This is a genomic window from Stenotrophomonas sp. GW821-FHT09E08 (assembly GCF_059416125.1).
The window spans coordinates 25,104-51,386 of the sequence record NZ_JBWKOO010000022.1 but is presented as its reverse complement, the minus strand read 5'-3'; the positions used below and the strand labels follow the sequence as shown (position 1 = coordinate 51,386).

General features: G+C 66.4%; 15 protein-coding genes, 2 tRNA genes and 1 other RNA gene. 6 read left to right on the top strand and 12 right to left on the bottom strand.

The annotated features are described in order from the left end of the window. Positions 1–25: 25 nt before the first annotated feature. A complete protein-coding gene (locus AC07M7_RS20010; RefSeq protein WP_495208124.1) occupies positions 26–10,909 on the bottom strand; it encodes an autotransporter-associated beta strand repeat-containing protein in 10,884 nt (3,627 codons plus the stop codon). Positions 10,910–11,267: 358 nt separating this feature from the next. After that, positions 11,268–11,585: a DMT family transporter gene (locus tag AC07M7_RS20005; RefSeq protein WP_046982829.1), complete on the bottom strand. Its 318-nt coding sequence runs from the start codon at positions 11,583–11,585 to the stop codon at positions 11,268–11,270. A gap of 300 nt (positions 11,586–11,885) precedes the next feature. On the opposite strand from AC07M7_RS20005, the gene ffs reads away from it, so the two are divergent. Continuing rightward, positions 11,886–11,982: signal recognition particle sRNA small type (gene ffs / locus AC07M7_RS20000), an RNA gene on the top strand. Between the two features lie 78 nt (positions 11,983–12,060). Here ffs and AC07M7_RS19995 read toward each other — a convergent pair. Genes AC07M7_RS19995 through AC07M7_RS19985 form a run of 3 tightly spaced genes read right to left on the bottom strand, consistent with a single transcriptional unit; the run spans position 12,061 to position 13,963 of the window. Beyond that, positions 12,061–12,450, bottom strand: coding sequence for a nuclear transport factor 2 family protein (locus AC07M7_RS19995; RefSeq protein ID WP_046982830.1), 390 nt, complete (start codon positions 12,448–12,450; stop codon positions 12,061–12,063). Then, complete coding sequence (locus AC07M7_RS19990; RefSeq protein WP_046982831.1) at positions 12,447–13,214, bottom strand: MBL fold metallo-hydrolase; 768 nt, start codon at positions 13,212–13,214, stop codon at positions 12,447–12,449. The genes AC07M7_RS19995 and AC07M7_RS19990 overlap by 4 nt, the downstream gene beginning before the upstream one ends. Then, positions 13,214–13,963, bottom strand: a complete 750-nt coding sequence (locus tag AC07M7_RS19985) for a 3-deoxy-D-manno-octulosonic acid kinase (RefSeq protein ID WP_046982832.1) — start codon at positions 13,961–13,963, stop codon at positions 13,214–13,216. The genes AC07M7_RS19990 and AC07M7_RS19985 overlap by 1 nt, the downstream gene beginning before the upstream one ends. A gap of 20 nt (positions 13,964–13,983) precedes the next feature. Between AC07M7_RS19985 and AC07M7_RS19980 the strand changes: the two genes are divergently transcribed. Further along, positions 13,984–15,030 (top strand): glycosyltransferase family 9 protein, encoded by a 1,047-nt coding sequence (locus AC07M7_RS19980; protein ID WP_046982833.1) that lies wholly within the window; start codon positions 13,984–13,986, stop codon positions 15,028–15,030. 48 nt (positions 15,031–15,078) lie between these two features. Here AC07M7_RS19980 and AC07M7_RS19975 read toward each other — a convergent pair whose 3' ends face one another. After that, positions 15,079–15,483 (bottom strand): DUF6165 family protein, encoded by a 405-nt coding sequence (locus AC07M7_RS19975; protein ID WP_046982834.1) that lies wholly within the window; start codon positions 15,481–15,483, stop codon positions 15,079–15,081. A 289-nt stretch (positions 15,484–15,772) separates the two neighbouring features. Between AC07M7_RS19975 and AC07M7_RS19970 the strand changes: the two genes are divergently transcribed. After that, positions 15,773–18,787: an autotransporter outer membrane beta-barrel domain-containing protein gene (locus tag AC07M7_RS19970; protein ID WP_495208123.1), complete on the top strand. Its 3,015-nt coding sequence runs from the start codon at positions 15,773–15,775 to the stop codon at positions 18,785–18,787. A 213-nt stretch (positions 18,788–19,000) separates the two neighbouring features. Here the strand turns inward: AC07M7_RS19970 and AC07M7_RS19965 are convergent. After that, positions 19,001–19,091, bottom strand: a tRNA-Ser gene (locus AC07M7_RS19965). Positions 19,092–19,257: 166 nt separating this feature from the next. On the opposite strand from AC07M7_RS19965, the gene AC07M7_RS19960 reads away from it, so the two are divergent. Then, on the top strand, positions 19,258–19,962 hold the full coding sequence (locus AC07M7_RS19960; protein ID WP_046982835.1) for a PP2C family protein-serine/threonine phosphatase: 705 nt from the start codon (positions 19,258–19,260) through the stop codon (positions 19,960–19,962). Positions 19,963–20,031: 69 nt separating this feature from the next. On the opposite strand, the gene dnaQ is transcribed toward AC07M7_RS19960, so the two are convergent. The 3 genes from dnaQ to AC07M7_RS19945 are packed head-to-tail and all read right to left on the bottom strand — an operon-like array spanning position 20,032 to position 21,878. Beyond that, the gene (gene dnaQ, locus AC07M7_RS19955; protein WP_495208122.1) at positions 20,032–20,763 is read right to left on the bottom strand and encodes a DNA polymerase III subunit epsilon; all 732 of its coding nucleotides are present in this window, start codon (positions 20,761–20,763) and stop codon (positions 20,032–20,034) included. A 4-nt stretch (positions 20,764–20,767) separates the two neighbouring features. After that, the gene (rnhA, locus tag AC07M7_RS19950) at positions 20,768–21,220 is read right to left on the bottom strand and encodes a ribonuclease HI (RefSeq protein ID WP_046982837.1); all 453 of its coding nucleotides are present in this window, start codon (positions 21,218–21,220) and stop codon (positions 20,768–20,770) included. Between the two features lie 13 nt (positions 21,221–21,233). Next, on the bottom strand, positions 21,234–21,878 hold the full coding sequence (locus AC07M7_RS19945; RefSeq protein ID WP_136639928.1) for a methyltransferase domain-containing protein: 645 nt from the start codon (positions 21,876–21,878) through the stop codon (positions 21,234–21,236). A gap of 11 nt (positions 21,879–21,889) precedes the next feature. Between AC07M7_RS19945 and gloB the strand changes: the two genes are divergently transcribed. Continuing rightward, the gene (gene gloB / locus AC07M7_RS19940) at positions 21,890–22,654 is read left to right on the top strand and encodes a hydroxyacylglutathione hydrolase (RefSeq protein WP_136639927.1); all 765 of its coding nucleotides are present in this window, start codon (positions 21,890–21,892) and stop codon (positions 22,652–22,654) included. After that, a complete protein-coding gene (locus AC07M7_RS19935; RefSeq protein ID WP_295380707.1) occupies positions 22,651–23,850 on the top strand; it encodes a lytic transglycosylase domain-containing protein in 1,200 nt (399 codons plus the stop codon). Before gloB ends, AC07M7_RS19935 begins: the two co-directional genes overlap by 4 nt. A gap of 207 nt (positions 23,851–24,057) precedes the next feature. Here AC07M7_RS19935 and AC07M7_RS19930 read toward each other — a convergent pair whose 3' ends face one another. Then, positions 24,058–26,013 carry a peptidyl-prolyl cis-trans isomerase gene (locus tag AC07M7_RS19930; RefSeq protein ID WP_495208121.1) on the bottom strand — a complete coding sequence of 652 codons (1,956 nt, stop codon included), beginning with the start codon at positions 26,011–26,013 and terminating at the stop codon, positions 24,058–24,060. A 193-nt stretch (positions 26,014–26,206) separates the two neighbouring features. Continuing rightward, positions 26,207–26,283, bottom strand: a tRNA-Asp gene (locus AC07M7_RS19925).

The window sequence follows — 26,283 nt, the reverse complement described above, 5'->3', positions numbered from 1 at the left end:
TGGATCTACCGCTGGCATCCCCTGCTCAGAATCCGACGCGCAGGTTGATCTGACCACCAACATCGCGGCGACCATCGCCGTGCTGGCCCTGCACGAACATCGACAGCTGGCTGTTGCGGCCCAGGCCGACTGCCACGCCCAGCTGGCTGACCAGCGCATTGCGTGCCATCACCGCGCTGTACACATCGAACGCGTTGCCACCGACCGCGAAGCGGTTGCGGCTGGCCACGTCGGTATCGCCCGATGCATGCTGCCAGCCGAGGCCGACCGTCAGCTGCGCCGGGAAGCGCTCGCCACTGCCCACGTCCCAGCGCCCACGCACGCCCACGGTGCTGACATTGAGCGTGTCCTTGCCGCCCTCCAGCACCAGCGCAGCACTGCCGCCCTGTTCCACCGCACGATCACTGTCGACCCAGTGCTTGGTGAACTGCACATACGGCTGCAGCTGGGTCCTGCCGCGGGTCCAGGTCCAGCTGCTTTCCACCTGGGCGATGGTCACGTCCGAATCCTGGCGGCTGTACAGGGTCTGGCCCAGCAGCGGCACCTCACGCGTGGTGCGCGTGCGGTAGTCACCGCGCGACGCGCTGCCACCGACCGCGAAGCCGTTGCTCCACTGGCCCTGTGCATACAGGCCGAAGGTGTTGCCACGCAGGCGGGCCCGCGAGCTGCGATCGTACAGGCGCGTATCCAGCCGTTCGTTGCCGGCCGCTGCACCCAGCACCACGTGCTCGCCCAGCTGCCAGTCCACGCCTGCCATCAGCGCATTGCGGTTGGAGCGGATGTCATCGCCGTTGCCGTCACCGTCCTGGCGGAACACCTTGCCACTGCCGGCCAGCCAGGCCGACGCGCGCTCGCCGCGCACGGTCGGAAGCTCGCTGCCCAGACGCTGGCGGATGCCTTCTTCCAGGTAGTTGTCATACAGCAGCACCGCACGGCTGGCCGCATGCACTTCACCGGACAGCTGGTCGAACGCCGCGCGCGCGGTACCCGCGTCATACATCAGCAGCGTGTTGTACAGCCCCAGTGCCGAGCCACTCTGCGGCAGGCTGTCCAGCGCTGCAGCGGTGTTGTACTGGTTGCGCGTCTTCGCCGCCGTGGTGAAGGCCGCAGTCTGCGCCACATCGATCTGCAGATTGGCCGTGTTCGCCGTGTAGACCGGGGTGATGGTCAGGAAGGCCGACGGCGTGGTCGCCGAGGCGAACTGCCCGCTTACGCCACCGCCCGCATTGATCACGGTGTACTGCTGGCCCTGCTGGTAGCTGGTGCTCGGTGAAATGGTGTTCACCTGCACGGTGCTGCCACCCACGCTGGCACTTCCCCCCACCTGCACCGTGTCGCTGCCTGTGGCACCCAGATCGATGCCCAGCGTGCTGCCCGGCGACAGGGTCAGGTTGCCACCCACCGTGATCGTGCCGGTGCCATTACCCGCACCGCTGCCATTGCCCGGGCCATTGCCCGGCGATAGCACGCCGCCACTGGATACCGTCACGCCACCGCCGGTGCCACCGATGGTGCCGGTGCCGGATAGCGTGGTACCGCTGCCAATGGTCCACTGGCCGCCGATATTGCCGGTGACATTCAGGCCACCGCCGGTGACCTGACCGGTGCCGCTGAAACCACCGCTGTTGCCGCCGAGGTTCAGGCCACCCGGACCGGCCTGCACGATGCTGCCGCCACCGCTGATGGTGCCGCCCAGCGTGGTGGTGCCACCGGTGTTGATGATCAGGCCACCATTGTTGGTGATGTTGCCGGTGACCGAACCGCTGGCCCCGCCGTTGCCGACCTGCACCGTGCCACCGGCATTGATGGTGGTGCCGCCGGTGTAGGTGTTGTTGCCGGTCAGCGTAAGGGTGCCGTTGCCAGCCTGGGTCAGACCACCGCTGCCGCTGATGGTGCCGCCGACGGTGGTATTGCCACCCACGTTGAACACCAGGCTGCCGTTGTTGCTGACGTTGCCGGTAATCGACCCGCTCGCGCTGCCGTTACCAACCTGCAGCGTGCCGCCGGTGTTGATGGTGGTGCCGCCGGTATAGGTGTTGTTACCGCCCAGGATCAGCGTGCCGCTCCCGGCCTGGGTCAGGCCTCCGCTGCCGCTGATGGCGCCGCCGACGGTGGTGTTGCCACCCACGTTGAACACCAGGCTGCCGTTGTTGGTCACACTGCCGCCTATCGCACCGGTGGCGCCGCCATTGCCGACCTGCAGGGTGCCACCGGCGTTGATGGTGGTCGGGCCGGTATAGGTGTTGTTGCCGGTCACGGTCAGCGTGCCGCTACCGGCCTGGGTCAGGCCGCCGCTGCCGCTGATGGTGCCGCCCAGCGTGGTGTTGCCGGCCACGTTCGACAGCAGCGTGCCGTTGTTGGTGATGTCACCCACGATCGAACCGGTCGCACCACCATTGCCCAGCTGCAGCGTGCCGCCGGCATTGATGGTGGTACCGCCGGTGTAGGTATTGTTGCCGGTCAGCAGCAGCGTACCGCTACCAGCCTGGGTCAGGCCGCCACTGCCGCTGATGGTGCCGCCCAGCGCGGTGTTGCCGGCCACGTTGGAAATCAACGCACCATTGTTGGTGATGTCACCAGCGATGGCGCCGGTCGCACCACCGTTGCCGACCTGCAGCGTGCCGCCGGCATTGATGGTGGTGCCGCCGGAGTAGGTGTTGTTGCCGACCAGGGTCAGCACACCGCTACCCGCCTGGGTCAGGCCACCGCTGCCACTGATCGCGCCGCCGACCGTGGTGTTGCCCGCAACGTCGAAGACCAGGCTGCCGTTGTTGGCGACGTTGCCGGTGATGGCGCCAGCCGCGCCGCCATTGCCGACCTGCAGCGTGCCACCGGCGTTGATGGTGGTGCCGCCGGTATAGGTGTTGTTGCCGGTCAGGGTCAGCGTGCCGGCGCCGGCCTGGGTCAGGCCGCCGCTGCCGCTGATGGTGCCGCCCAGCGTGGTGTTGCCCGCCACGTTGGACACCAGCGCGCCGTTGTTGGTGATGTCGCCTACGATCGCGCCGGTCGCACCGCCGTTGCCGACCTGCAGCGTGCCGCCGGCATTGATGGTGGTGCCGCCGGTATAGGTGTTGTTGCCGGTCAGCACCAGCGTGCCGCTGCCGGCCTGGGTCAGGCCACCGCTGCCACTGACCACGCCGCCCACGGTTGCGGTGCTGCCCAGGTTGTAGACCAGGCTGCCGTTGTTGGTGATGTCGCCCAGCACCGAGCCGGTGCTGCCACCGTTGCCAATCTGCAGCGTGCTGCCACCATTGATGGTGGTGCCGCCCGTATACACATTGTCGCCGCTCAGGGTCAGCGTGCCGGTGCCGCTCTGCACCAGGCCACCGGTGCCACTGAGCACACCGCCGAAGGTGGTGCTGCCGTTGCTGCCGCCGGTGGTCAGGGTCGCACCGCCCAGCACCACGCTGGATCCGGTCACGCCGGCCAGGCCTCCGATGCTCTGATTGCCACCGGCACTGATGTCCAACGTGCCGGCGCCGGTCAGGTTGACCGTGCTCGCACCCGACAGGCTGCCACCGGCCGCCACCGCCAATGTGCCGCTGTTGATGGTGGTGGTGCCGGTATAGGTGCTGGCACCGCCCAGGGTGACCGTTGCTGCGCCATCCTTGAGCAGGCCGCCAGCGCCGCTGATCGGGCCGTTCAAGGTCAGCGCGTTGCTGCCGGCCAGAGTCAACGTGCCGCTGGCCAGCTGCAAGGTATTGGCCAGCGTCAGCGCGCTGGTGCCGTCCAGACTGGCGTCGCCACCCACGGTCAGCGTGCCGGTCCCCAGTGCAGCGTTGTCGCCCAAGGCAAGGCCACCGGCGTTGAGTGCCACGCCGCCACTGAACGTGTTCGCGCCGGTCAGGGCCTGCACACCCGCCCCGTTCTTCACCAATCCGCCGGTGCCGGTAATGTCACCAGCGAAGGTGGTGTTGCCCACGCCATTGAGGGTCAGTGTGCTGCCACCCAGCGCGACCGTACTGCCGGCAACACCGGCCAATGATCCGATGCTCTGCGCACCACCGGCAGAAATGTCGAACGCTGTACCGGCATTGGCCAATGTCACCGCGCCATTCGATGCCAGGCTGCCACCGGCGCCAATCGCCAGCGTGCCCGCATTGATGGTGGTGCCTCCGGTGAAGGTATTGGCACCGGTCAGGGTCTGGGTGCCGCTGCCCTCCTTGATCAGCCCACCGGCCCCCCCCACCGAACCACCGAACGTGCCATTGACGGGACCACCAATGGTCAAGGTGTTGCCGCCCAGGTTCACCGTACCGTTGCCGACCAGGGTGCCGAACTGCTGCGTGCCGCTGCCCGCAGACAGATCGAAGGTGGCGCCCGAGGCCAGGTTGACGATGCCACTGGCATGCAGGCTCGCGCCGGCGCCCAACGCCAGCGTACCGGCATTGATGAAGGTGCCACCGGTATAGGTATTGGTACCGTTCAAGGTCAGCGTCGCCGCGCCGTCCTTGGTCAGCGAACCAGTGCCGCTCAGGCTGCCGTTGAGGGTGAGGTTGTTGCTGCCGAGTACAGTCAACCCGTTGTTGAGGATGAAGTTGTTGGCCAGCGTCACCGCGGTGTTCGAATCGAGCGTGGCATTACCCCCCACCGTTACCGCGCCGGTGCCCAGTGCAGCATTGTTGCCGACCACCAGGCCGCCGGCATTGAGCGTTACGCCACCACTGAAGGTGCTCGCACCATTGAGCGTCTGCACGCCAGCGCCGTTCTTGATCAAACCACCGTTGCCGCTGATCGCGCCATTGAAGGTGCTGTCCACCGTGCCGCCCAGGCTCAATGAGCTGCCACCGAGGGCCACGGTGCTGCCGGCCACACCTGCAAGCGAGCCGATGCTCTGGTTGCCGGCCGAAATGTCGAGGGTGCCGGAACCGGCCAGGTTCACCGCACCGGTCGACGCCAGGCTGCCACCAGCACCGATGGCCAGCGTGCCGCTGTTGATGGTGGTGCCTCCGGTGTAGGTATTCGCACCGGTCAGGGTCACGGTAGCCGCACCGTTCTTGATCAGGCCACCGGTACCCGAAATCACACCGCCCAGTGTCAGCGCCTGGCTGCCGAGCAGATCGAGGTTGACGCCCGCTGCAAGCCCGATGTTGTTGGCCAGGCTGACGCCTGTCGTTGCATCCAGCGTCGCGTTGCCGCCCACCGTCAGCGCACCAGTGCCGAGCGCAGCGTTGTTGCCGACCATCAGGCCACCGCCGTTGAGTGCAACGCCACCACTGAACAGATTGGCGCCACCCAGCGTGAGGATGCCCGCGCCATTCTTGACCAGGCCGCCGGTGCCGGAAATCGCACCGTCGAACACGCTGTTGCCGATGCCGCCGAGGATCAGCGACTGCGCGCCCAGGCTGACCGTGGAGCCGCTCACGCCGGCCAGCGAACCAATCGTCTGGCTGGCGCCGGACGCCGAGATGTCGAAGCCGGTTCCCGCCGCAGTGAGCGTCACCGCCCCGTCCGCAGCCAGGCTGCCACCCGGACCAATCGCCAGCGTGCCGGCGTTGATGAAGGTGCCGCCGGTATAGGTATTGGTGCCGGTCAGCGTTTCAATGCCCGAACCGACCTTGGTCAGGCCACCCGTGCCTGCGATCGAGCCACTGAACGTGCCATTGGTGGCACCGCCGACTTCGATCGAGTTGGCACCAAGGTTCACCGTACCGTTGCCGACCAGCGTACCGAACACCTGCGTGCCGCTTCCGGCAGACAGATCCAGCGTGGCACCGGTGGCGAGGTTGACGGTACCGCTCGCCGCCAGGCTGGCACCGGCACCCAGCGCCAGCGTGCCGGCATTGATGTTGGTGCCACCGGTGTAGGTGTTGATGCCGTTCAAGGTCAGCGTCGCGACGCCATTCTTGGTCAGGCTGCCAGCCCCGGAGAGGACACCGTTGAGTGTCAGCGCATTGCTGCCGAGCACGGTCAGCCCGGCATTGAGCGCGATGTTGTTGGCCAGCGTTGCCAGGCCGGTGGTGTCCAGCGTGGCGGCACCGCCGACGGTCAATGCACCGGTACCCAGCGCCGCATCATTGCCGAGCACCAGCCCGCCTGCGTTGAGCGTCACGCCGCCGCCAAACGTGTTGGCACCGGACAACGTCTGCACGCCCGCGCCCACTTTGACCAGACCGCCGCCGCCACTGATCACGCCATCGAACGCGGCGTTCGTCGCTGTGCCGAAGGTCAGCGAGTTTGCGCCCAGCGCCAGCGTGCTTCCACCCGCACCGTTGAGCGCACCGATGGTCTGGCTGCCACCGGCACCGGAGATATCGAAGCCAGCGCCTGCGCCCAGCGTGACATCACCCGCTGCGGCAAGGCTGCCACCCGCCCCCAGCGCCAGTGTGCCGGCGTTGATGGTGGTACCTCCTGTGTAGGTATTGGTACCGGACAGCGTCAACGTGGTGGCACCGTTCTTGATCAGACTGCCATTGCCGTCGATCACACCCGACAGCGTCAACGCATTGCTGCCCGGCAATGTCAGTGCAACGCCCGAGCCCAGCGTGACTGCATTGCCCAGTGTCACCGCGGCGCCTGCATCCAGCGTGGTACTGGCATTCACCGCCAGCGCGCCGGAACCGAGTGCGCCGTTCGCACCGACCACCAGGCCACCACCGTTCAAGGTCAGGCCACCACCGAAGGTATTGGTGTTGTTGAGCGTCAGCAGGCCCGTACCGTTCTTGACCAGGCTGCCGCCACCGGCCAGCACGCCCGCCAGGCTGAGGTCATTGCTGCCTCCCAGCGTCAGCTGCGAACCCGCGCCGAAGTTCACCGCATTGGCCAGATCCAGCGCAGCCGTCGTGTCCAGGCTGACGTTGCCGCCAATGCCCAGCGCCCCCGTACCCAACGCCCCGGCATTGCCGAGGATCAGGCCGCCGGCATCGAGCGCGACGCCGCCACTGAAGGTATTGGCTCCGGACAGCGTCTGCACGCCCGCGCCAGCCTTGATCAATCCACCACTGCCATCGATGAGACCGGCAAAGCTGCCGTTGCCGGCGCCGCCGAAGGTCAGCGTCTGCGTGCCCAGCGCCACATGGCTGCCGGCGATGCCGTTCAATGCACCGATGGTCTGCCCTGCACCCGCCGCGGAGATGTCCAGCGTCGCGCCGGCACCGGCGAGGTCCACCGCACCGGCGGCGGCAAGACTGCCTCCCGCGCCGAGCGCCAGCGTACCGGCGTTGACCGTAGCGCCACCGAGGAAGGTATTGGCACCGGACAGGGTCAACGTCGAGGCGCCGTTCTTGATCAGGCCACCGGTTCCCCCCACCACGCCGCTCAGGGTGAGATTGTTGCTGCCCGGCAGGGTCAGCGTGTTGGCGCCCAGGTTCACTGCATTGACCAGCGAAACCGGCGCACTCGCATCCAGCGAAACATTGCCGCCGATGTTCAGCGCACCGGTCCCCAGTGCACCGCTGGCGCCAACCGACAGGCCGCCCGCGTTCAGCGCCAGGCCACCACTGAAGGTGTTGCTGTTGTTCAACGACAGCACGCCAGTGCCGGTCTTGATCAGGCCACCGGTGCCGGTGATCAGTCCGCCCAGAGCAACATTCTCATTGCTGGTCAGGCTCAGTTGCGCACCGGCGTCGAGATCGATGGCATTGCCCAGGTTCAATGCCACCGTGCTGCCCAGGGTCGCGTTCGCGCCCACGGCAAGCAGCCCGGTTCCCAGTGCGCCAGCGTTGCCCAGCATCAGGCCACCGCCGTTGAGCGTCAGCCCACCGGCGAAGTTGTTGGCGCCGTTGAGCGTGAGCGTGCTGGCGCCGTTCTTGACCAGGCCACCGGCTCCGGAAACCACCCCGCCGAGCGTGATCGCCTGCGAACCCGGCAGCGACAGCACAGCCCCACTGCCCAGGGTCACATTGTTGGCCAGGCTCAGCGCCGCGCTGCCGTCAAGCGACGCACTGCCACTCACGTTCAAGGCACCAGTGCCAAGCGCGCCGCCATTGCCAAGCAACAACCCGCCCGCGTTGAGATTCAGTCCCCCGCTGAAAGTGTTGGTGCCATTCAAGGTCAGCAGCGAGGCACCGTTCTTGGTCAGGCTGCCGGTGCCGGTGATGTTGCCTCCCAACGTGAGGTTCTGGCTGCCCGGCAGGGTCAGCGCCGCACTCAGGTTGATGGCATTGCCGAGGTTCAGTGCGGCCGAGCCATCGAGCGTACCGTTTCCACTGACCGTCAACGCACCGCTGCCGATCGCACTGTTGGTGCCCAGCAGCAGGCCGCCCGCCGTCAGATTCACGCCCCCACTGAAGGTGTTGGCGCCGCTCAGCGTCTGGATGCCCGTGCCCTGCTTGACCAGGCCGCCGGTACCGCCGATCACGCCCGCGAACGTCTGGTTGGTGGCATCACCGAAGGTGAGCGTGCTGCTGCCCAGCGTCACCGTGCTGGCGGCGATACCGGACAGCGCGCCGATGGTCTGGTTGCCGCCGAGCGAGATGTCCAGGTCCGCGCCAACGCCGGCCAGGTTGACCGCACCACCGGCCGCCAGGCTTCCGCCGCTGCCCACCGCGACCTTGCCGGCATTGATCGCCAGACCGCCGGTGAAGGTATTCGCGCCGCCCAGCGTCAGCGTGGCAGCACCGTTCTTGACCAGGCTGCCGGTACCACCGATGGAGCCGCCCAGCGTCAGTGCATTGCTGCCCAGTACATTGAGCAGGCCACCTGCACCGAGGTTGATGCCATTGCCCACGCTCAGCGCCGCGCTGGCATCGAGCGTTGTCACACCGCCAACATTCAACGTGCCGGTTCCGAGCGCGCCGGCATTGCCCAGGACCAGGCCACCGGCATTGAGCCCCAGCCCACCACCAAAGGTATTTGCACCGTTGAGTGTCAGCGTGGTCGCCCCATTCTTGACCAGGCTGCCGGTGCCCCCGATCACGCCGTTGAACGTCAGCGCCTGGTTGCCGGGCAGATTGAGGATGCTGCCCGCACCCAGGTTGACCGCGTTGGCCAGTGCAAGCGCTCCCGTGGTTCCATCGAGCGTCACGTTGCCGCCGACGCTGAGTGCACCGCTGCCCAGCGCAGCAGCATTGCCCAGCAGCAGGCCGCCGCCGTTTAGCGCGACGCCACCGGTGAAGGTATTGGCACCAGACAGGGTCTGGGTACCCGTACCGACCTTGACCAGCGCGCCACCGACACCGCCGATGACGCCGGAGAAGCTGGTGCTGGTGTTCAGGCCACCAAGGGTGAGGCTGTGCGCGCCGAGGTTGAGCGCACCGGATCCGGCGAGTGAGCCGATGGTCTGGCTGGCCGCAACCGAGAGATCGAGGTTGGTCCCTGCGCTCAGCGAGATCGCACTTGTCGGCGACAGGCTGCCACCGGCGCCCAATGCCAGCGCACCGCCGGTGACCGAGAAGGAGCCCGTGAGCAGGTTGGCACCATTCAAGGTGAGCGTACCCGGCCCCGCCTTGACCAGGTTGCCGGCGCCGGAGATCGAACCGTTGAGGCCGAGACTGTTGTTGCCGAGCAGGTTGAGCGTGCCGCCCCCGCTGACGATCAGGTTGTTGCTCAGGTTGAACGCGGCGGTGGTGTCCAGCGACGCCAGACCACCCACGGTGAGGGTGCCTGAGCCGAGAGCACCCGCATTGCCCAGCAGCAGGCCACCGGCATTGAGGTTGACGCCGCCGGAGAACAGGTTCGCGCCGCCGAGGGTGACGATGCCGGTGTTGTTGACCGCCAGGCCGCCAGCGCCTGAAAGCACGCCCCCCAGGCCGAACGCATTGGTTCCGCCGAGGGAAAGGTTGCCGCCAAGGTTGAAGGCGTTGGTCAGGTTCAGGCCCGCCGTGGAGGCGGCAATGGCACCGCCGTTGGCCGTGAACAGCCCGGTGCCGAAGGAGGCAGCATTGTTGAAATTGACCAGACCGTCATTGAGCGTCGTGGGCCCGGTTCCGGTCCAGGCTCCCTGCAGGTTCCATGTACCGCTGTTGACGGTCAGCCGCTGGAAGTTGAGGTACTGGTTCCAGCCCAGCGTGGTCTGCGCCCCGCCGGTGCCGGAGCCTGGGCCGGTCGGGCTGTTCTGCAGCACCAGCGTGTTGTTGGCTGCACCAGTACCGACACCTGCGTTGACCGTACCGGCCGCTGCCAGCGAGACCGAGATACCGCCCAGCACATCGATGCCCGCCGACGCCCCGGTCCCAGTTGCCACATTGGACCCGGATACGGCGGTAAAGGTATTCCCCAGCGTGGAATCGCCGAGGTAGACGCTGCCGGTGATCGTGCCGCTGTTGGTCACCGAATTGCCTGCCGCCGATCCGGCGAGACCGACCCGCCCGGTAATCCCTCCGGTATTGCTCAGAACCGTTCGCGCGCCGCCGTAGCTGACGATGGCCGGCGCATCGGCCGTACCGATTCCGCCCAGCAGGAAATTCATGTTGACGGTGCCGGCGTTGTTGATCGTGGTGACGCCACTTGCGCCATTCTGCACGGACAGCGCACGCCCACTCGCACCCAACAGGGCGGCGACATCGATGAAGCCCTGCAGGGTGCCGGTCGAAGTGTTGTCGACGGTGATCGTCTGGCCACTCGCATTGCCCAGCACCGCGCCGGAGGCGGCAAAAATACCTACGCTGGTACCGATCGTGCCGTTGTTGGTGAGCTGGATGCCGTTACCGCTCAACGTCATCGAGTTGCCCAGGCCGGCAGTGCTTCCTACATTCGCGCCGGCCGCCACGGTTACATTGACACCATTGGTGGCATCCGCGAAGTTGTTGGTGGTACCCGTGCAGTTGATATTCGGTCCCGGTGTCGAGCAAGCCGCGAACGCCGAACCACTGGCCAACATGGCAGCCAATGCCACCGCCAACTGGTGCGCCCGCAATCGCGGCACCCGCCCTGCGCAGACCGCGCTTCCGCCGGGATTCTGGGCGACCTCCGAAGCAACCTGCATTACGCCGAGGGCACGATTGAAAACCAGACGGTAAATGCGGTTCATCGGTAAATCTCCATGAAAAGACCGGATGGCACTGCAGGCAGGTTCTTTTGAAGACAATGCGGCCCACCCCGGTTCCCGACATGGGAACAAGGCCCGGCTTCATTAACTTCTGAAAATCTTCACATCTTCACGCGACCGCACCTGGAACAGGCAGGCCAACGTGTCCGTCAAGGCGAAAACTCCCCGATTTCGGATGACGAATGGCGGCACTGTGCGGCCGATGGCGCCAGCGGCATGTGAATCACGCTCGTTATTTTCATGACGCACGTCAAATAAAACGGGCGGACAAAATGGTTTTGCCGAAAATGCATATACCTGCAGCAGGCGGAGATTCCTTTCTCCGCCCAACTAAATGCATTCAGCTGCTCGAGAGCTTCATCAGCACCAGGCCGGAAACGATCAGCAGCGCCGCACCGATCCGCATCGGGCTGACCTGCTCGCCAAGGAACACGATGCCGACCACGAAGGCGCCAACCGCCCCGATGCCCGTCCAGATCGTATAAGCGGTACCCAGCGGCAGGCTGCGCATGGCCACCGCAAGCAGCCAGAAGCTGGCGATCATGCCGATGATGGTGACCACGGTAGGGGTGAGCCTGGTGAAGCCTTCAGACTGCTTCATGGACACGGCCCAGACGATTTCCAGCAGGCCGGCGAACAACAGATAGATCCAGGCCATGACAGCCCTCCTCTTGGTAGGGCCAGGCCGTCCTGGTCATTGATTCCCGATGTGGGGGAGGTCGTTCCTCCTGGCCGGCATTCTAGCAACGCCGGTTGGCCCGGGCCGTTGCCTGCGGTCAGGGGTTACAGCTGATTCAGCGCATGAAGCTGGCGCCGGCGTGCATGCCTGGGCTAGAATACGCGTCTGCCGTCGGCCAGCCGATGCGCAGTCCGGCTGTGGTCTCCGGCGCGACGCGCGCTGCTTCCCCTGATCCGCGAACTGGCCGCCTTCTGGGCGGCCAACGTCTCTATGGTGGCCCCGTCGGCCCCTCGCGACGCTAGGTCGAAAATCCCGCCAGGGCCGGAAGGCAGCAACGGTATCGATCGACGCGGGCGCCGAGGTCAGCCGGCGGGGCCACCGCCTTTTCGGGCGCCGCCCCACTTCTGGTGGCTGCCAACCTTGGTTGGCGCTCTTCGCCGGGCATGGCCCGGCGCTAACGTGCTTCAGGCGTGCCCTGGTGGAACACCACCCGCCATCCCTGCGCGTGCCGTCGCCACAGCGAACTGCGCAACACCCAGCCCTGGGCCTGGCCATCAACGTGGTAGCGGCTGCGGTAGCGCACCTGTGCCAGGCCGTCGGACAGCAGCCACACGGCATAGTCGCCCGATTCAATCTCAACCTCCGCCCGCTCCTGCGGAATCTCCTGCAGCGCAGCGGCACGCCCATAACAGCGGCCGGAACTGCCGATCTCGCTGAAATCCTCGTCCAGCAGCGCCTCCAGGCGCTCGCGGTCACCGCGCACCTGTGGCCCGTGCAGGGCGCGCTCCAGCGCCTCCAGTGCGGCAGCCAGCGCCGCATCGGCGGGCCGGCCGGCAGCGCTCACGGCGGGTCCTGGGCCAGGACGTGCGGGGCGGTCGGATTGGCCAGCGGCACGCACTGCCCTGGCTGGGCCACACGGTGTCCACGCGCGGCCAGCGCCTGGCCGTCGGCTTTGCTGGCGTAGTGATAGAGCATCATCCGCGCCTGCAGTTCAGCGCTGTACTCGCGCTCCAGATCATCCACGCCGGTATGCGACGGGTTGCCATGCAGGCCACAGTCATGGGCGATCAGCTCATTGTCATCGGCGAAGCGGGCGAGCATTTCCGGAATCGGCCGGGTATCGCCGCTCCAGGTCAGCGCACCCTGCAGGCGCAGGCCATAGGCAGTCTCCGGCCAGTGGTGGCGCACCGGAAACACTTCCAGGCGCACGCCCTCGTGCCAGAACGCATCGCCCACCACGATCAGCTGGAACGCGTCCCAGAAGTTGGCACCGCCCTCGGCCAGCACGTTCGGGTAATCGCCGATGCGCTTGTGCAGGAGCGGCACCACCGTCGCCGGCACGTACAGGCGCACCTTGCCGCGCCGCTGCCCACTGAAGAAGGTGTCGACGAACAACCGTTCGAAGCCGGCCACGTGATCCAGGTGCACATGGGTGACGAACAGCGCCTGCGGCATGTGCCCGTAGTGGGCCTTGAACGCGGTCAGGCCCTCACCACCACAATCGATGGTCAGCCACGGCCTCCCCTCGCGCTCGATCACCGACATCGGCGAGCCCAGCTCGACCGCCGACGCATTGCCGACGCCGAGGAAACGCAACGACCAGTCCATCAGGTGCCCCGGTTCCAGGCCATGTCATAGGCGCGGCGCAGCCGCATGTAGTCCTTCTGCACGTCTTCCATGCTGCGCTCGCCGCGCAGCTTGACCAGCGAGCGCAGCAGGCGCTTCAGATTGCGCTCGCGCCAGGCGGTGGCCGGGATGCGGATCACCCCGCGGTCGAAGTCGATCAACCAGCCATGACCATTGCCATCGAACAGGATGTTGTGCGCATTGAGGTCGGCATGATCCAGCCCGGCCCGGTGAAAGCGGGCGATCAATCGCCCGGTTTCTTCCCAAGGCGCTCCACGGCCGGCAACCAGCGCGCGATCGGCCAGCGAGCGCACGCCCTCGATCCGCTCCATCAGGATCGCCGCCCGGTAGCGCAGGCCCTCGCGCATGTAGAACGCCGCCAGGGGCCGGGGTACCGGCAGCTTCTTCTCGCGCAATGCGCGCATCAGCCGGAATTCGGCGAAGCTGCGGGTCCGATCGGCGCCGCGCCAGAGGTACTGGTCATGGCTGATTTTCGCCGCCAGGCCGCCGCGCAGGTAGTGGCGCAGGACGCTGGTACCGAACGGCGCATCGATGAACCAGGCGCTTCCACGGCCACCCTCGCCGACCGGCCGGGCCTTGCTGCCCCAGTGCTGGGGCGAGAACAGGTCGGCCTCGGCTTGCCGCAGCCGCTCGCGGTCGAACAGAATGGCCCCGATGCCGCGACCCTCGCGGCATGGCGTCAGCGCTTCATTGGCGTCGAATGCGACCATTTCTTTGAGTCTAACAACACATGGCATCAGCGTCCTCCTCATTGTGCCTCCTGCGCCTGTCCGCACTCGGCGATGTCACCCACGTGGTGCCCTTGGTGCGCACGCTGCAGGCTGCGCGGCCGGACACGCCGATCCACTGGATCATCGACAAGGCCGGTCACAAGCTCCTCGAGGGCCTGCCCGGCGTGACCTTCCATGCCTATGACAAGAAGAGCGGCATGGCCGGCGTCAAGGAGCTGCGCAAGCAGCTGCCGCCGGGTCGCTTCGAGGCACTGCTGCAGATGCAGGTCGCGTTCCGCGCCAACCTGCTGTCGGCGTTCATTCCGGCCGAACGCCGCATCGGCTATGACCGCAGCCGCTCCAAGGACCTGCATGGTCTCTTCATCAACGAACGCATTCCCGACCGTCCCGGCATCCACGTGCTCGACGCCATTGGCAGCTTCTGCGAGCCGATGGGCCTGCGCCAGACCGAGGTCAGCTGGGACCTGGCCGTGCCGCCGGCGGCCTCTGAGTGGGCCGCCGCGCAGTGGAAGGACGATGGCCGTCCGGTGCTGATGATCTCGCCGTGCTCCAGCCACGTGCGCCGCAACTGGTACGCCGACCGCTATGCCGCCGTTGCCAGCCACGCCGCACAGCGTGGCTGGAAGGTCGTGTTGTGTGGCGGCCGCAGCGAACTGGAGCGCAGCATGGCCGACGCCATCCTGGCGCAGTTGGATACACCGGCGCTGGACCTGGTCGGCAAGGACACGCTCAAGCAGCTGCCTGCCCTGCTTGCCCGCGCCAACCTGGTGATGACCCCGGATTCGGGCCCGATGCACATCGCCAATGCCATGGGTGCCAAGGTGCTGGGCCTGCACGCGGCCAGCAACCCGCACCGCAGCGGCCCCTACTCGGACCGCCGCTACTGCGTGGACCGCTACGACGACGCCGCGCGCAAGTATCTGGGCAAGCAGGCTGCCGACCTGAAGTGGGGCACCAAGATCGAGTTCGATGACGTGATGGAACTGATCAGCGTCGAAGACGGTATCGCTGCGTTCGAACGCTACGTCGCCGACCACCTGGGGTGAGCGGCAGTCGCCATCCACGCATGGCGTGGATCTCCCCTTTGGCCGGGATTACGCGCGCTGCGCGTAATCCTGGTACGACTTCTCTTCCACGTACGCCGAACCGAGCGCCAGATTGATCGCCTTCTTGATGCGCGCGCGCTCATCGTTGCGCAGGTAGACGCTGCGCGCCAGGTCGATGAAGCCCTGGTCGAACGCCTGCGCCTTCTCCTTCAGGCGGATGTCGTCCTCGATATCCCACAGCTGCTCGTTGACCGCCTTCAGCTCGGCACGCAGCTTGGCGATGTCCTTCACCGCCGCCGGGTGCGCCATCCAGGTCTGCTCCAGCGCCGACAGCTCCTTGCGCACGTTGGCCAGCTTGCCTTCGTCGCTGATGCGCTCGGACTTGATCTGCAGGATCGAGATTTTGTCCAGCAACTCGCCGAAAGAAACGGGGACGAGGATTTCAGCGGTCATGGGGGCGCTCCAACAGGTGATGCACACATGGTAACCCGCGCGGCGCAAACGCTTCGCCTCTTCGTCGCATGGGTCCTCCAGGCAGGACTGGGGGAGAACGCCCTGTCCATCCGTTAGTGATCGGGAGAGACGGCCTGCGTGCCGGGCTCTCCCGGCCCGACCCTGACGGACTGGAGCGCGGCACACCCTGCGCTCACGCCGTAACGCGTTGATATCACACGATATCAGCACGTTCATGCAGCGGGGTAGCGGCGGGACCGCACTTCACCCCTCTGCCGTGGAACTTCGCATGCACCCATTTCCCGCCCTGCCCGCCCATCGCAAAGCCATCCTCGGCAGCGCCCTTCTTGCAGCGCTCCTCGGCATGGCGGCCGCGCCCGCAGCCCGTGCCAGTGCCTTCCATGTGAATGGAGACACGCTTTACTACACCGGCAATGTGCTGGCGACCGACCCCGGTACGCTGGAGGCCTATGTCCTTGCCGCCCAGGCACGCGGCACGCCGCTGCGCCAGGTGGTGTTCCGCAACTCACCCGGTGGCGCCGCCTCCGGTGGTGTGGGAATGGGCGCCATCATCCGCCAGTACGGGCTGGATACCGTGTTGGACGGTGGTTGCTACTCGGCATGCGCGGATGCTTTCGTCGCAGGCGTGAACCGGAAGGTGACGCAGTTCGGCCTGCTGCCAGCACATGGCAACTACACCCAGACCGTGCTGGGGATCCATGGTGAATCCGGTCCCAATGGACCCACGCCCTATCCGGGGCAGGACAAGTACATCAAGTATTACCGGGACATGTTCGGCCCCACCGATTTCGCAGTCATCGAAGCACGCATCATCCAGGCCCACTACGAACTGACCCAGCAATCGGGCTTCCTGCGCTATTTCGACCCCACCACCGTGGCCGTGGCCACGCGCTTCTGCCCGACCCGTGACCAGAGCGCTGCAGGCAACTGCACTGAATATCCAGGTGTCACGATGTACAGCGATCGCGTGGTGACCGAGGCCGGCTACGTGATGCCGGGCGATGTCCTCTCCGTCGACAAGGAGGTGAGTGGGGATCTCAATCCGCATCTGGCGGTTCGCGGTCGCTACACCAACGCGGTCGCCAACCTGCGCTACTTCCAGCAGTCGGCGTCGGACATCCGGCTGGACGATGCCTTCGGGGTCATCCGCATTGGCAAGGGCGGCGTCTGGTCATTGGATACTCCTTCCGCTGCCCAGTACGTGGTCGTGGACGGTGGCACCCTGCGGCTGCAGCAGAATGGCTGGATACATCACGCCGAAGCCATCGGTGCCCGCAATGGTGGCCGGATCGAACTACAGGGCGGCGCGCTGCGCAACCTGACCCTCGTCGAACGCGGCGGTGTACTTACCGGCCACGGCTCGCTGAATGCCACGATCGACATCAGCGAAGGCGGCACGCTGGCGCCGTCCGGCATCGTCATGCGCCCCTACTCGCTGGAGGCGCTGGCACCAGGCGGCGACGACGTCTTCACCAGCGAACGCTTCCGGATCGGAAAGGGCCGCTACATCAACCTCAATGACGGGGCGAACCTGGCCTTCCAGGTCGACAGCCAGCGCACCGCACCGTCACTGACGCTGGAAGAGGCCCGTTACTTCCTGGTCGAGGAGGACAGGCGATCGAGCGGCTACAACCTGATCGGAAACATCAACCGCGCAGTACTGGGCATTGCGCCCACTGCCAGGCTGACGCTGGACGTGAAGCAGGCATTCTTCCCTGCAGGGCAGGAGAATCATCTGGTGGGAACCCAGGTGGATTCCGCCGCCCTGCAATTGCCTGTCGCCCCCTGCAGCCCATCCAATGGCGAGTACGCAGGCCTGTGGTGCCGAACGGCTACGCCCGCCACCCTGACCCGCCCTGCTCCGGTATCGGACTTCATCGAAGGACGCTTCCAGTACGTTGAACGCAGTGGCGAGGCGGGGAGCGCGGTTGATCTCACGGCTCCGGGCGCCGTGTTCCGTCCCCGCCACAACTCGCTGCTCAGCTTCACTGTCAACCAGACCGGCAGCGGCCTGTGGCTGACGGCCAATCCTTCCTTCGATGACACCGGCCTGTTCGCCAATGCTCGATCCGGTGATGGGTTGGGCGTTGCTCTGCAACAGGCAGCGGCACAGCGCACGGCATCGATGAGTGGCCTGCTGGGCGCTCTGCAGTTCGCCGACCGCGACGTCATCGCGCACCAGGCCGGAGCGCTGCGCGGCGATGCGCATGCCAGCCTGCGCCTGGCCGACAACGCACTGGTCGGCAGCATCGGCAACGTGGTGCAGCAGCATCAGGCCGCATCGCGAAGCGGTGGCGATGCCGATGGCCTGGCCGCACAGGCGGCACAGGCGGCGTCGGTGCAATCGGCGATGACCGGCAATCGACTGTTCAACCAACTGGCGATGCATCTGGTTGCACCATCGGACGCAGGCAACGATGCGGACGATACGGGCCGCAACCGTGGTCTCTGGGCGCGGGGTTTCGCCAGCCATGGCCGTATCGAGGGTGACGACGGTGTCGCCGGCCTGAGCCACACCATCGGTGGCATTGCACTCGGTGCCGATACCCGCCTCGCGGACGACCGCGTAACACTGGGCGTAAGCCTTGCCGCGGCCGACATGTCGATAAAATCCAGCGGTGGCGCAGGCTTCACTGGCGATGTCCGTGCACTGGATATTGGCGGCTACGTGGATGCGCTCTACTCGCGCGGCTACCTGTCCGCCGCCGTCCGCTACACCGATCTTCGCCACGACACCCGCCGCAGCATCGATGGCATCGACGGCCTGCAGGCCCCCCTGCGCGCGAAATACAACAACGATGCGATCACCGCACGCGTGGAGCACGCGTTCTCCTTCACCACGGGCAAGGGTCTGGTGATCCAGCCGCTGCTGCCAGTGATCGACTACACCCGCACCTCAGCCACGCGCTTCAACGAGGGCCAGGACGCGGCCGCACTGGTCGGCCGCAGTGGCAGCCTGGAGAGCATCCGCGTCGGTGCCGGCCTGCAGTTGTTCAAGACGTTCGAAGGCAACAGCGGCGAGCGCATCACCCCGCGTGCCCGCGTGGTCTGGCAGAAGGAACTGGGCGATACCCAGGCCCGCTACAGCACCTCCTTTGCTGCCGCCCCGGACCTGTTGTTCGGCAGCAGCAGCCAGGTGGTGGGCGAACAGGTGCTGGCCTGGAACCTGGGCGTGACCAGTCGTGCCAGCGAGCGGCTGTCGATCATGGTCGACTACGTGGGCGAGCGTCGTGACGGCCAGTCCCAGAACGGCATACAGCTGGGCCTGGGCTACAGATTCTGAGCAGAAATCATCAATGCCCCATCCACCACGCACGGAACCATCTGGAGCAACAAGCCCCTCTGTTGAGGGGCTGCCCCGACAGGGGCGGGGAAAGGCAGGCAAAGGGAGGGGCCCACAGGTTGCGCAGCAACATGTGGGGCGACGCGCAGAGCGCGTCGCGTCCCGCGCCAGATAAAGAAAAAAGCCGCCCAGTGGGCGGCTTTTTTCTTTATCTGGCGGAGAGGGGGGGATTCGAACCCCCGAGGCGCTATAAACGCCTGCCTGATTTCGAGTCAGGTACATTCAACCACTCTGCCACCTCTCCGGGTGGTCCCCGGCGGACCGGGGACGCGCATCATACGAGGAAGTGAGGCCGACGACAAGTCATTACGAACAACCCGATGAAAATTTCCCGGGTGCATGCCTTGCCGGATCCCGGCCACCACCCGATGATGCCCGTCTCCCCCGCAATACCGCGCCCGTTGCCCACCATGATCGAATTCGGACATCTCACCCATCCCGGCATGCGCCGCGAGCTCAACGAGGACACCTACTACGGTGACAGCGAGCTCGGCCTTTGGCTGGTGGCTGATGGCATGGGCGGGCACGCCTGCGGCGAGGTCGCCAGCGCGCTGGCACGCGAGGCCATCGTGCGCGAGATCCGTCGCGGGGCACCGCTGGCGCAGGCCATCCGTACTGCCGATGAAGAGATCATCCGCGCCTCGCGCCGCCGCAACGACACCCTGCCGATGGGCACCACCGTGGTTGCCGCACGCGTGCACGGCAACCGCTATGAAGTGGCGTGGGTCGGCGACAGCCGTGCCTACCTGTGGCGCGACGGCCAGCTGGCCCAGCTCAGCCAGGACCACAGCGTAGTGCAGGAACTGGTCACCCAGGGCAATCTCACCGCCGAACAGGCGCGTGCGCATCCGCACCGCAACGTCGTCACCCAGGCACTGGGCGTGACCGATCCAGCGCATCTGAACGTGGCCACCACCAGCGGCGAACTGCGCCCGGGCATGCAATTGCTCCTGTGCAGTGACGGCCTCACCGAGGAAGTGGACGACCGCGGCATTGCCCGCACCCTCGCCTTCGAGGATGCCAGCGCGCAGGAATGCGTGGATACGCTGGTCGCGGCCGCGCTCGATGGCGGTGGCCGCGACAACATCAGCGTGATCCTGGTGCGCTGCCACTAACCGGTAGATCCACGCCACGCGTGGATACGGCGCTGCCGGCCAGCAGCCGGCACTACCCCATCCCAGGCATTACGCGCTGGCAGGCTCTTCCACCTTCGGGCCATCCCACAGCGCGTGGCCGGCCTTCTTGCGCAGCCGTTCCAGGCGTGCGGTGTGCGCTTCCAGTTCCGACGGCGTGGCCACCACGCGCGGGCGCGGCAACAGCTTGCTGGTATCGAAGGCCAGCAATGCCGCACCGGCAGCGCCGGCATCGTCATCGCCCAGCCCGAAACCGATCTCCTCCTGGCCCGAGGTCAGGGCGATGTAGACGTCGCCCAGGATCTGCGCATCGAGCAGGCCGCCGTGCAGTGCGCGGTGCGAATTGTCCACGCCCAGCCGCCTGCACAGCGCATCCAGCGAGTTGCGCTGGCCCGGGAAGCGCTCGCGCGCCATCACCAGGGTATCGATCACGGTGCAGCGGTCGGTGATCTTCCCGTACTGCGGCCCCAGCAATGAAAGCTCGTTGTCGAGGAAGCCCAGGTCGAACGCCGCGTTGTGGATGATCAGCTCGGCGCCATCGATGAACGCCAGGAACTCGTCGGCGATCTGCGCGAAATCCGGCTTGTCATCAAGGAACTCCAGGGTCAGGCCGGTGACTTCCTGCGCGCCCTGTTCGAACTCGCAGTCCGGCTTGATGTACTGGTGGTAGTTGTTGCCGGTCGGTCGGCGCTTGAACAGCTCCACACAGCCGATTTCAACGATGCGGTTGCCCTTCTTCCATTCCAGGCCGGTGGTTTCGGTATCGAGGATGATCTGACGCATGGGCTCAGTTTACCGGGCTGGAGTCGCGGATCTGGATGGCCGCATTGCGGGCCAGGGTATCCACCCGCTCGTTGTCCGGGTCACCGGAGTGGCCCTTCACCCAGCGCCAGTCGATCTGGTGCCGCAGCGTGGCCGCCTGCAGGCGCTCCCACAGCTCGCGGTTCTTCACCGGGTCGCCGCCAGCGGTCTTCCAGTTCTTGCGGATCCAGCCGGGCAGCCACTGGGTCAGGCCCTGCCGCACATACTGCGAATCAGTGTAGAGCACGATGTTGCACGGCTCGGTCAGCGACTCCAGGCCGGAGATGGCCGCCATCAGCTCCATCCGGTTGTTGGTGGTGTGCGCTTCGCCGCCGCTCAGTTCACGCTCGTGGCCCTTGTAGCGCAGCAGCGCAGCCCAGCCGCCGGGGCCGGGATTGCCAAGGCAGGAACCGTCGGTGTGGATTTCGATGGTTTTCAATACAACTCCAGAATCAGGTAGCAACAGTGCCGTGCCAGCGCACCGGCAGCGGTTTCGGCCCGGGCAGGGCCAGCGTGCGTTTTTCGGCATGGAACAGGCAGGCCGCGCGCAGTGGTGCCCAGCCGCCGGGACGACGGCTGCCGCCGCCCTGCCAGAGCGGACCGAGGTAGCGCATATCGTCGCACTCCAGGCCATGGCGGCCGAGCAGCAGGCGGATCCGCTGCGGCGTGCGCACCACCAGCCCATGCTGGCGCCAGCGCGTGCGGTACGGGCTGAACGGATTGAGGCTGCTCAGCCACAGGTGGCCGCCCGGCATCAGCACGCGTTCGCACTCATCCAGCAGCTGGTCCGCATCGGCCGCGACCACATGCTGCAGAACGATGGCGTTGACGCTCTCATTGGCCAGCGGCAATGGCAGGGCGCAGCGGGTGTCGCCGGCATAGCCCTGCCCCTGCCGGAACAGGCGCAGACCGCGTCCGCCCAGCTGTGCATCGTCCAGCCACGCCGCACTTGGTGCGATCCACAGCCACGGCTGCGTCGGCAGCACCGACAGCTGCGGCAGCAGCAACTGCCGCTCCAGCACGCGCAATGCCACCGCCGGTTCGCTGTCGAACCACGGGGCCTGGCTCGCTTGACGGGTGCTCTGCAGCGCGGGCATGGTCCAATTCTATGCGACTGACTGCCCTGACCGCATTTGCGGACAACTACATCTGGATGTTGATCGACGACGATGGTGCAGCCGTGGTCGTCGATCCCGGCGATGCTGCGCCGGTGCTCGCGCTGGCCGACCAGGGCCTGCGCGTGGACAGCATCCTGCTCACCCATCACCACGATGACCACATTGGCGGCGTACCCGCACTGCAGGCGCGTTTTCCCGGTGTGCGGGTAATCGCACCGGCCGAGGAGCGCATCCCGACGGCGACCGAGCGGGTCGGCGAAGGTGAACGCGTTCAGGCACTGGGCCGGATGTTCCACGTACTATCCGTGCCCGGGCATACCCGCAGCCACATCGCGTTTCACACTGCTGAACACCTTTTCAGCGGAGATTCGTTGTTCAGCCTGGGCTGTGGGCGCCTGTTCGAAGGTACGCCGTCCCAGCTGCTGGCATCGATGCTGAAGCTGGGTGCCCTGCCCGCGCAACTGCTGCTGTGTTGCGCTCATGAGTACACCGTGTCAAATGCCGTCTTCGCGCGGCATGTCGACCCCGCCAACGCTGCCCTGTGGCAGCGCCAAGAGGAGGCTTTGGCCATGCGCCGCGATGACCGTTCCACCCTGCCGGTAACCCTGGCCAACGAATTCGACTGCAATCCCTTCCTGCGTGTGCACACGGCGCCGATCCGTGCGTCGGTGTCGGCACACCTGGGCCGTGACGTCGTTGACGACGTCGACGTGATGGCCGGTCTCCGGCATTGGAAAGACGGCTTCCGCGCATGATGCGCCGAAGTCTGCCGCTGGCCCTGGGCCTTGTCCTGGGGCTGGCCGGAACCGCAGGCGCACAGTCGCTGGGCGCCGGCATCAGCCAGAACCTGACCGCCGCTGCGGCGCTGCCGCTGGATCCGTCCGCGCTGCCTGCGCCCTCGGTGCGCAATGGCCAGGAGATCTTCACCAGCTTCCGCGATGGCCTGGCCGAACCCAGCTGCGATGCCGAAGCCACCAGCCCGCGATGGCAGAAGCAGTTCGCCCACGCGCCGTCCCGCCTGGCCAACCAGGATGACGACGCACTGGTGCTGTTCGGTTACGTGGTTGAAGAACTGCGCAAGGCCAACCTCCCCACCGAATTCGCCCTGATTCCCTTCGTGGAAAGCGGCTACCGGCCCAACGCGCGCAACGGCAGCGGCCCGACCGGCCTGTGGCAGTTCATCGCCACCACCGCACGCAACCATCGCGTGCCGATGGCCAACGGCTATGACGGCCGCCTCTCTGCGGTCGATTCGACCCAGGCCGCGGTGCGCTACCTGAAGACCCTGCACGGCATGTTCGGTGGCGACTGGCGCCTGGCCACCATGGCCTACAACGCCGGCGAGTACCGCGTGCTGCAGTCGCTGCGCAAAGCCGGCATGAATGCGCAGAACGCCAAGCCCTCGGCGCTGCCCGGCCTGTCGCCGGTCACCTATGCCTACGTCGAGAAGCTGCATGCCCTGGCCTGCGTGCTGGAAGACGTGGAAGACCAGCCGCGCGTGATGGCCTCGCTGGACCGCACCGTGCCGGTGCTGAAGGACCACACCCTGCCGGCCGGCACCAGCGTCCAGCAATGGGCCGCACAGCGCGCCCTGGACCCGGCCAGGATCGCCCGCCTCAACCCCGCCCTGGCAGGCGGTGGCCGCGCCTCCGGCACCACTCGCGTGCTGGCGCCGGTCTCGGCCGCCAATGCGACAGTGGCAGAGGCTGCCACCGCGCTGGTCGCCAGCGCCGTTCCGGTCGCCGCAGCCGCGCCAACGCCCCAGGTGGCCAAGACCGTCGCGGCCATCGCCGACCGTCCGCGCAGCCGTCGCCACACCGTGCGAAATGGCGAGTCTGCCTGGACCATCGCCCGCCGCTACGGCATGCCGGTGAAGGCCCTGCTGTCGCTGAACGGCCTGAGCGGCAGCAGCGTGCTGAAGCCGGGCGCGGTACTGCGCGTCGAAGACTGACGCGCCAGCCAAGCACTCCCTGTAGAGCCGAGCCCACGCTCGGCTTTTTCTTGCGCGGTGCGGCTGCTTCGACATGCTTCTCGTAGAGTCGAGCTTGCTCGAATGCCTCCACATGTGCAGTCGAGCAAGCTCGACTCTACGCACCCACACCAACAAAAAAAGGCCCGGCAATGCCGGGCCTTTCTCGCTCCTGCAAACCGATGAGGCTTACAGGTTCGCTTCGGTGGTCTGGATCACGAACTTCTTGCGCATCGCCTCGATGTAGGCCTTGGCTGCGGCCATGCCGTCGATCTGGCTCAGCTGGTCCTTCAGCTGCTTCTGCTGCTCGGCGGTCACTTCCTTGATGTCGCCCGGATTGACCTTGTTCACTGCGAACAGCAGCGCGTGGCCGTTGACGTCAACCTTGCCGTAGCTCGGCTTGCCTTCGGCCGGGACCGGTGCGCTGAAGATCGCGCGATTGATTTCCGGGGTCGGCACCGGCTGGCTGCGCGGCAGGCCCGGCATCGGGCTCAGCTGCAGCTTCTCGCTGGCGGCCAGCGACTGCAGGGTGGCGCCGGCCTTCAGCTTGGCCAGCACGGCGTCGGCCGCCTTGTCGCTGGCCTGGCGCTGGCGGTCGGCGCGGATCGCGGCGATTACCTGCTCGCGGGCCTTGTCCAGCGGCATCGCTTGTTCCGGGGTGTGCGCAGCCACGCGGATGACCACGCTGTGGTTGGTGGCGCCACCCAGGGCGATCGGGTCGCTGGCGGTGCCGTCCTGCACCAGCACGTCGGAGAACGCGGCACGCAGCACGGCCGGATCGGTGGCAATACCGCTGGCGGTAGCACGGGTGATCGGGCCCAGGGTCTGCAGCGGCAGGTTCACTTCCTTGGCCGCAGCGGCCAGATCGCTCGGGCTCTTGTTGATGGCGTCGACCAGGCGACCGGCCAGCTCGTTGAAGCCGCGCTCGCCGTCGGCCTTCAGCTGCTCTGCGGCGAGCGTGTCACGCACTTCCTCGAACGACTTGCCTTCGCCACCGCGCACGGCGGCGACCTTGATGATGTGGTAACCGAAGTCGGTCTTCACCGGGCCGATAACGTCACCCGCCTTGGCGGCGAACAGGGCGTCTTCGAACGGCTTGACCATTGCGCCACGCTCGACCCAGCCCAGGTCACCGCCCTGGTCCTTCGAACCCGGATCTTCCGAGTTGGCCTTGGCCAACGCGGCGAAGTCGGCGCCGGCAGCCTTGGCCTCGGCAGCGATCTTGTTCGCCTTGGCTTCTGCGCCATCACCGGTCAGCAGGATGTGCGAGGCCTGGCGCTGTTCCGGCGAGGTGAACTTCGCCTTCTCGTCCTCATAGCGCTTGCGCAGGGTGGCTTCGTCGGCCGCGGTCGGCGCCGGCAGGTTGCCACCGTTGATCTCGACGTACTCCAGCGACACGCTCTCGGCCTGGCGGAAATCCTTGCCATGGCTGTCGTACCACTGCTTGATCTGCACGTCCGTGACCGGCGCGGTATCGGCCGGCACTTCCGGCAGCGCAGCCAGCTCGACGTCGCGGGTTTCACCCAGCAGCTTCAGCAGGCGCTCGGTTTCGGCCTGGGTAACGAAGCCGGAGTTCTGCAGGCCGGAAGGAATCACCGACTGCTGCAGGCTCTCACGCACCAGTTCCTGGAACTGGGTGGGGGTACGCGGCGGATTGCCGCCGGCCAGGGCCAGGCGGTAGTTGTTCTCGTTGAACTTGCCGTTCGAATCGAGGAAGGCCGGAATGGTGGTGATGTACTCACGCACCGCGCCATCGCCGATCACGACACCGGCCTGCTCACCGACCAGGCGCACGACCTGCTCATCGATCAACTGATCGAGCACGGCCATCTTGCTTTCAGTGCTCTCGAACGCGCGCGGGTCGAAGTTCTCGCCCTGCTGCTGGCGCTCACGCATGCGCTCCTGTTCGAAGCGGATGCGGAAATCCTGCGCACTGATCTCATGGTGCTGCCACAGCATGCGCACCGGCCACCACGACGGGGCCGAACGCCACCAGGTCGGAGGCGCGGAAACCTTGGCCACGTTCTGTGCGCCAACGCCACCGAGATAGCTGTTGTCGATCACGAACAGGAACGGAATCATCAGCAGCCCCAGGATCACAGTGACGATCCAGCCTGAGGTCTTGTCGCGGAGTTTCTGCAGCATGGTGAGGAATCACAAGGCCTGATTGGCGAGCCCGGCAGTGTAACCCGCTTCGTCGCAGGGACCAAAAGCAGCCCCGGCGCGGCCTGCGCCGCATCCTCGCAGCAACCCGCCACTGGCGGATGCATGCCTCGCGTCCGACCGCGCGAACAACACAAAGAAAAAGCCCCCGGCTTGCGCCGAGGGCTTTTAAAGTTGGCGGAGCGGACGGGACTCGAACCCGCGACCTCCGGCGTGACAGGCCAGCATTCTAACCAGCTGAACTACCGCTCC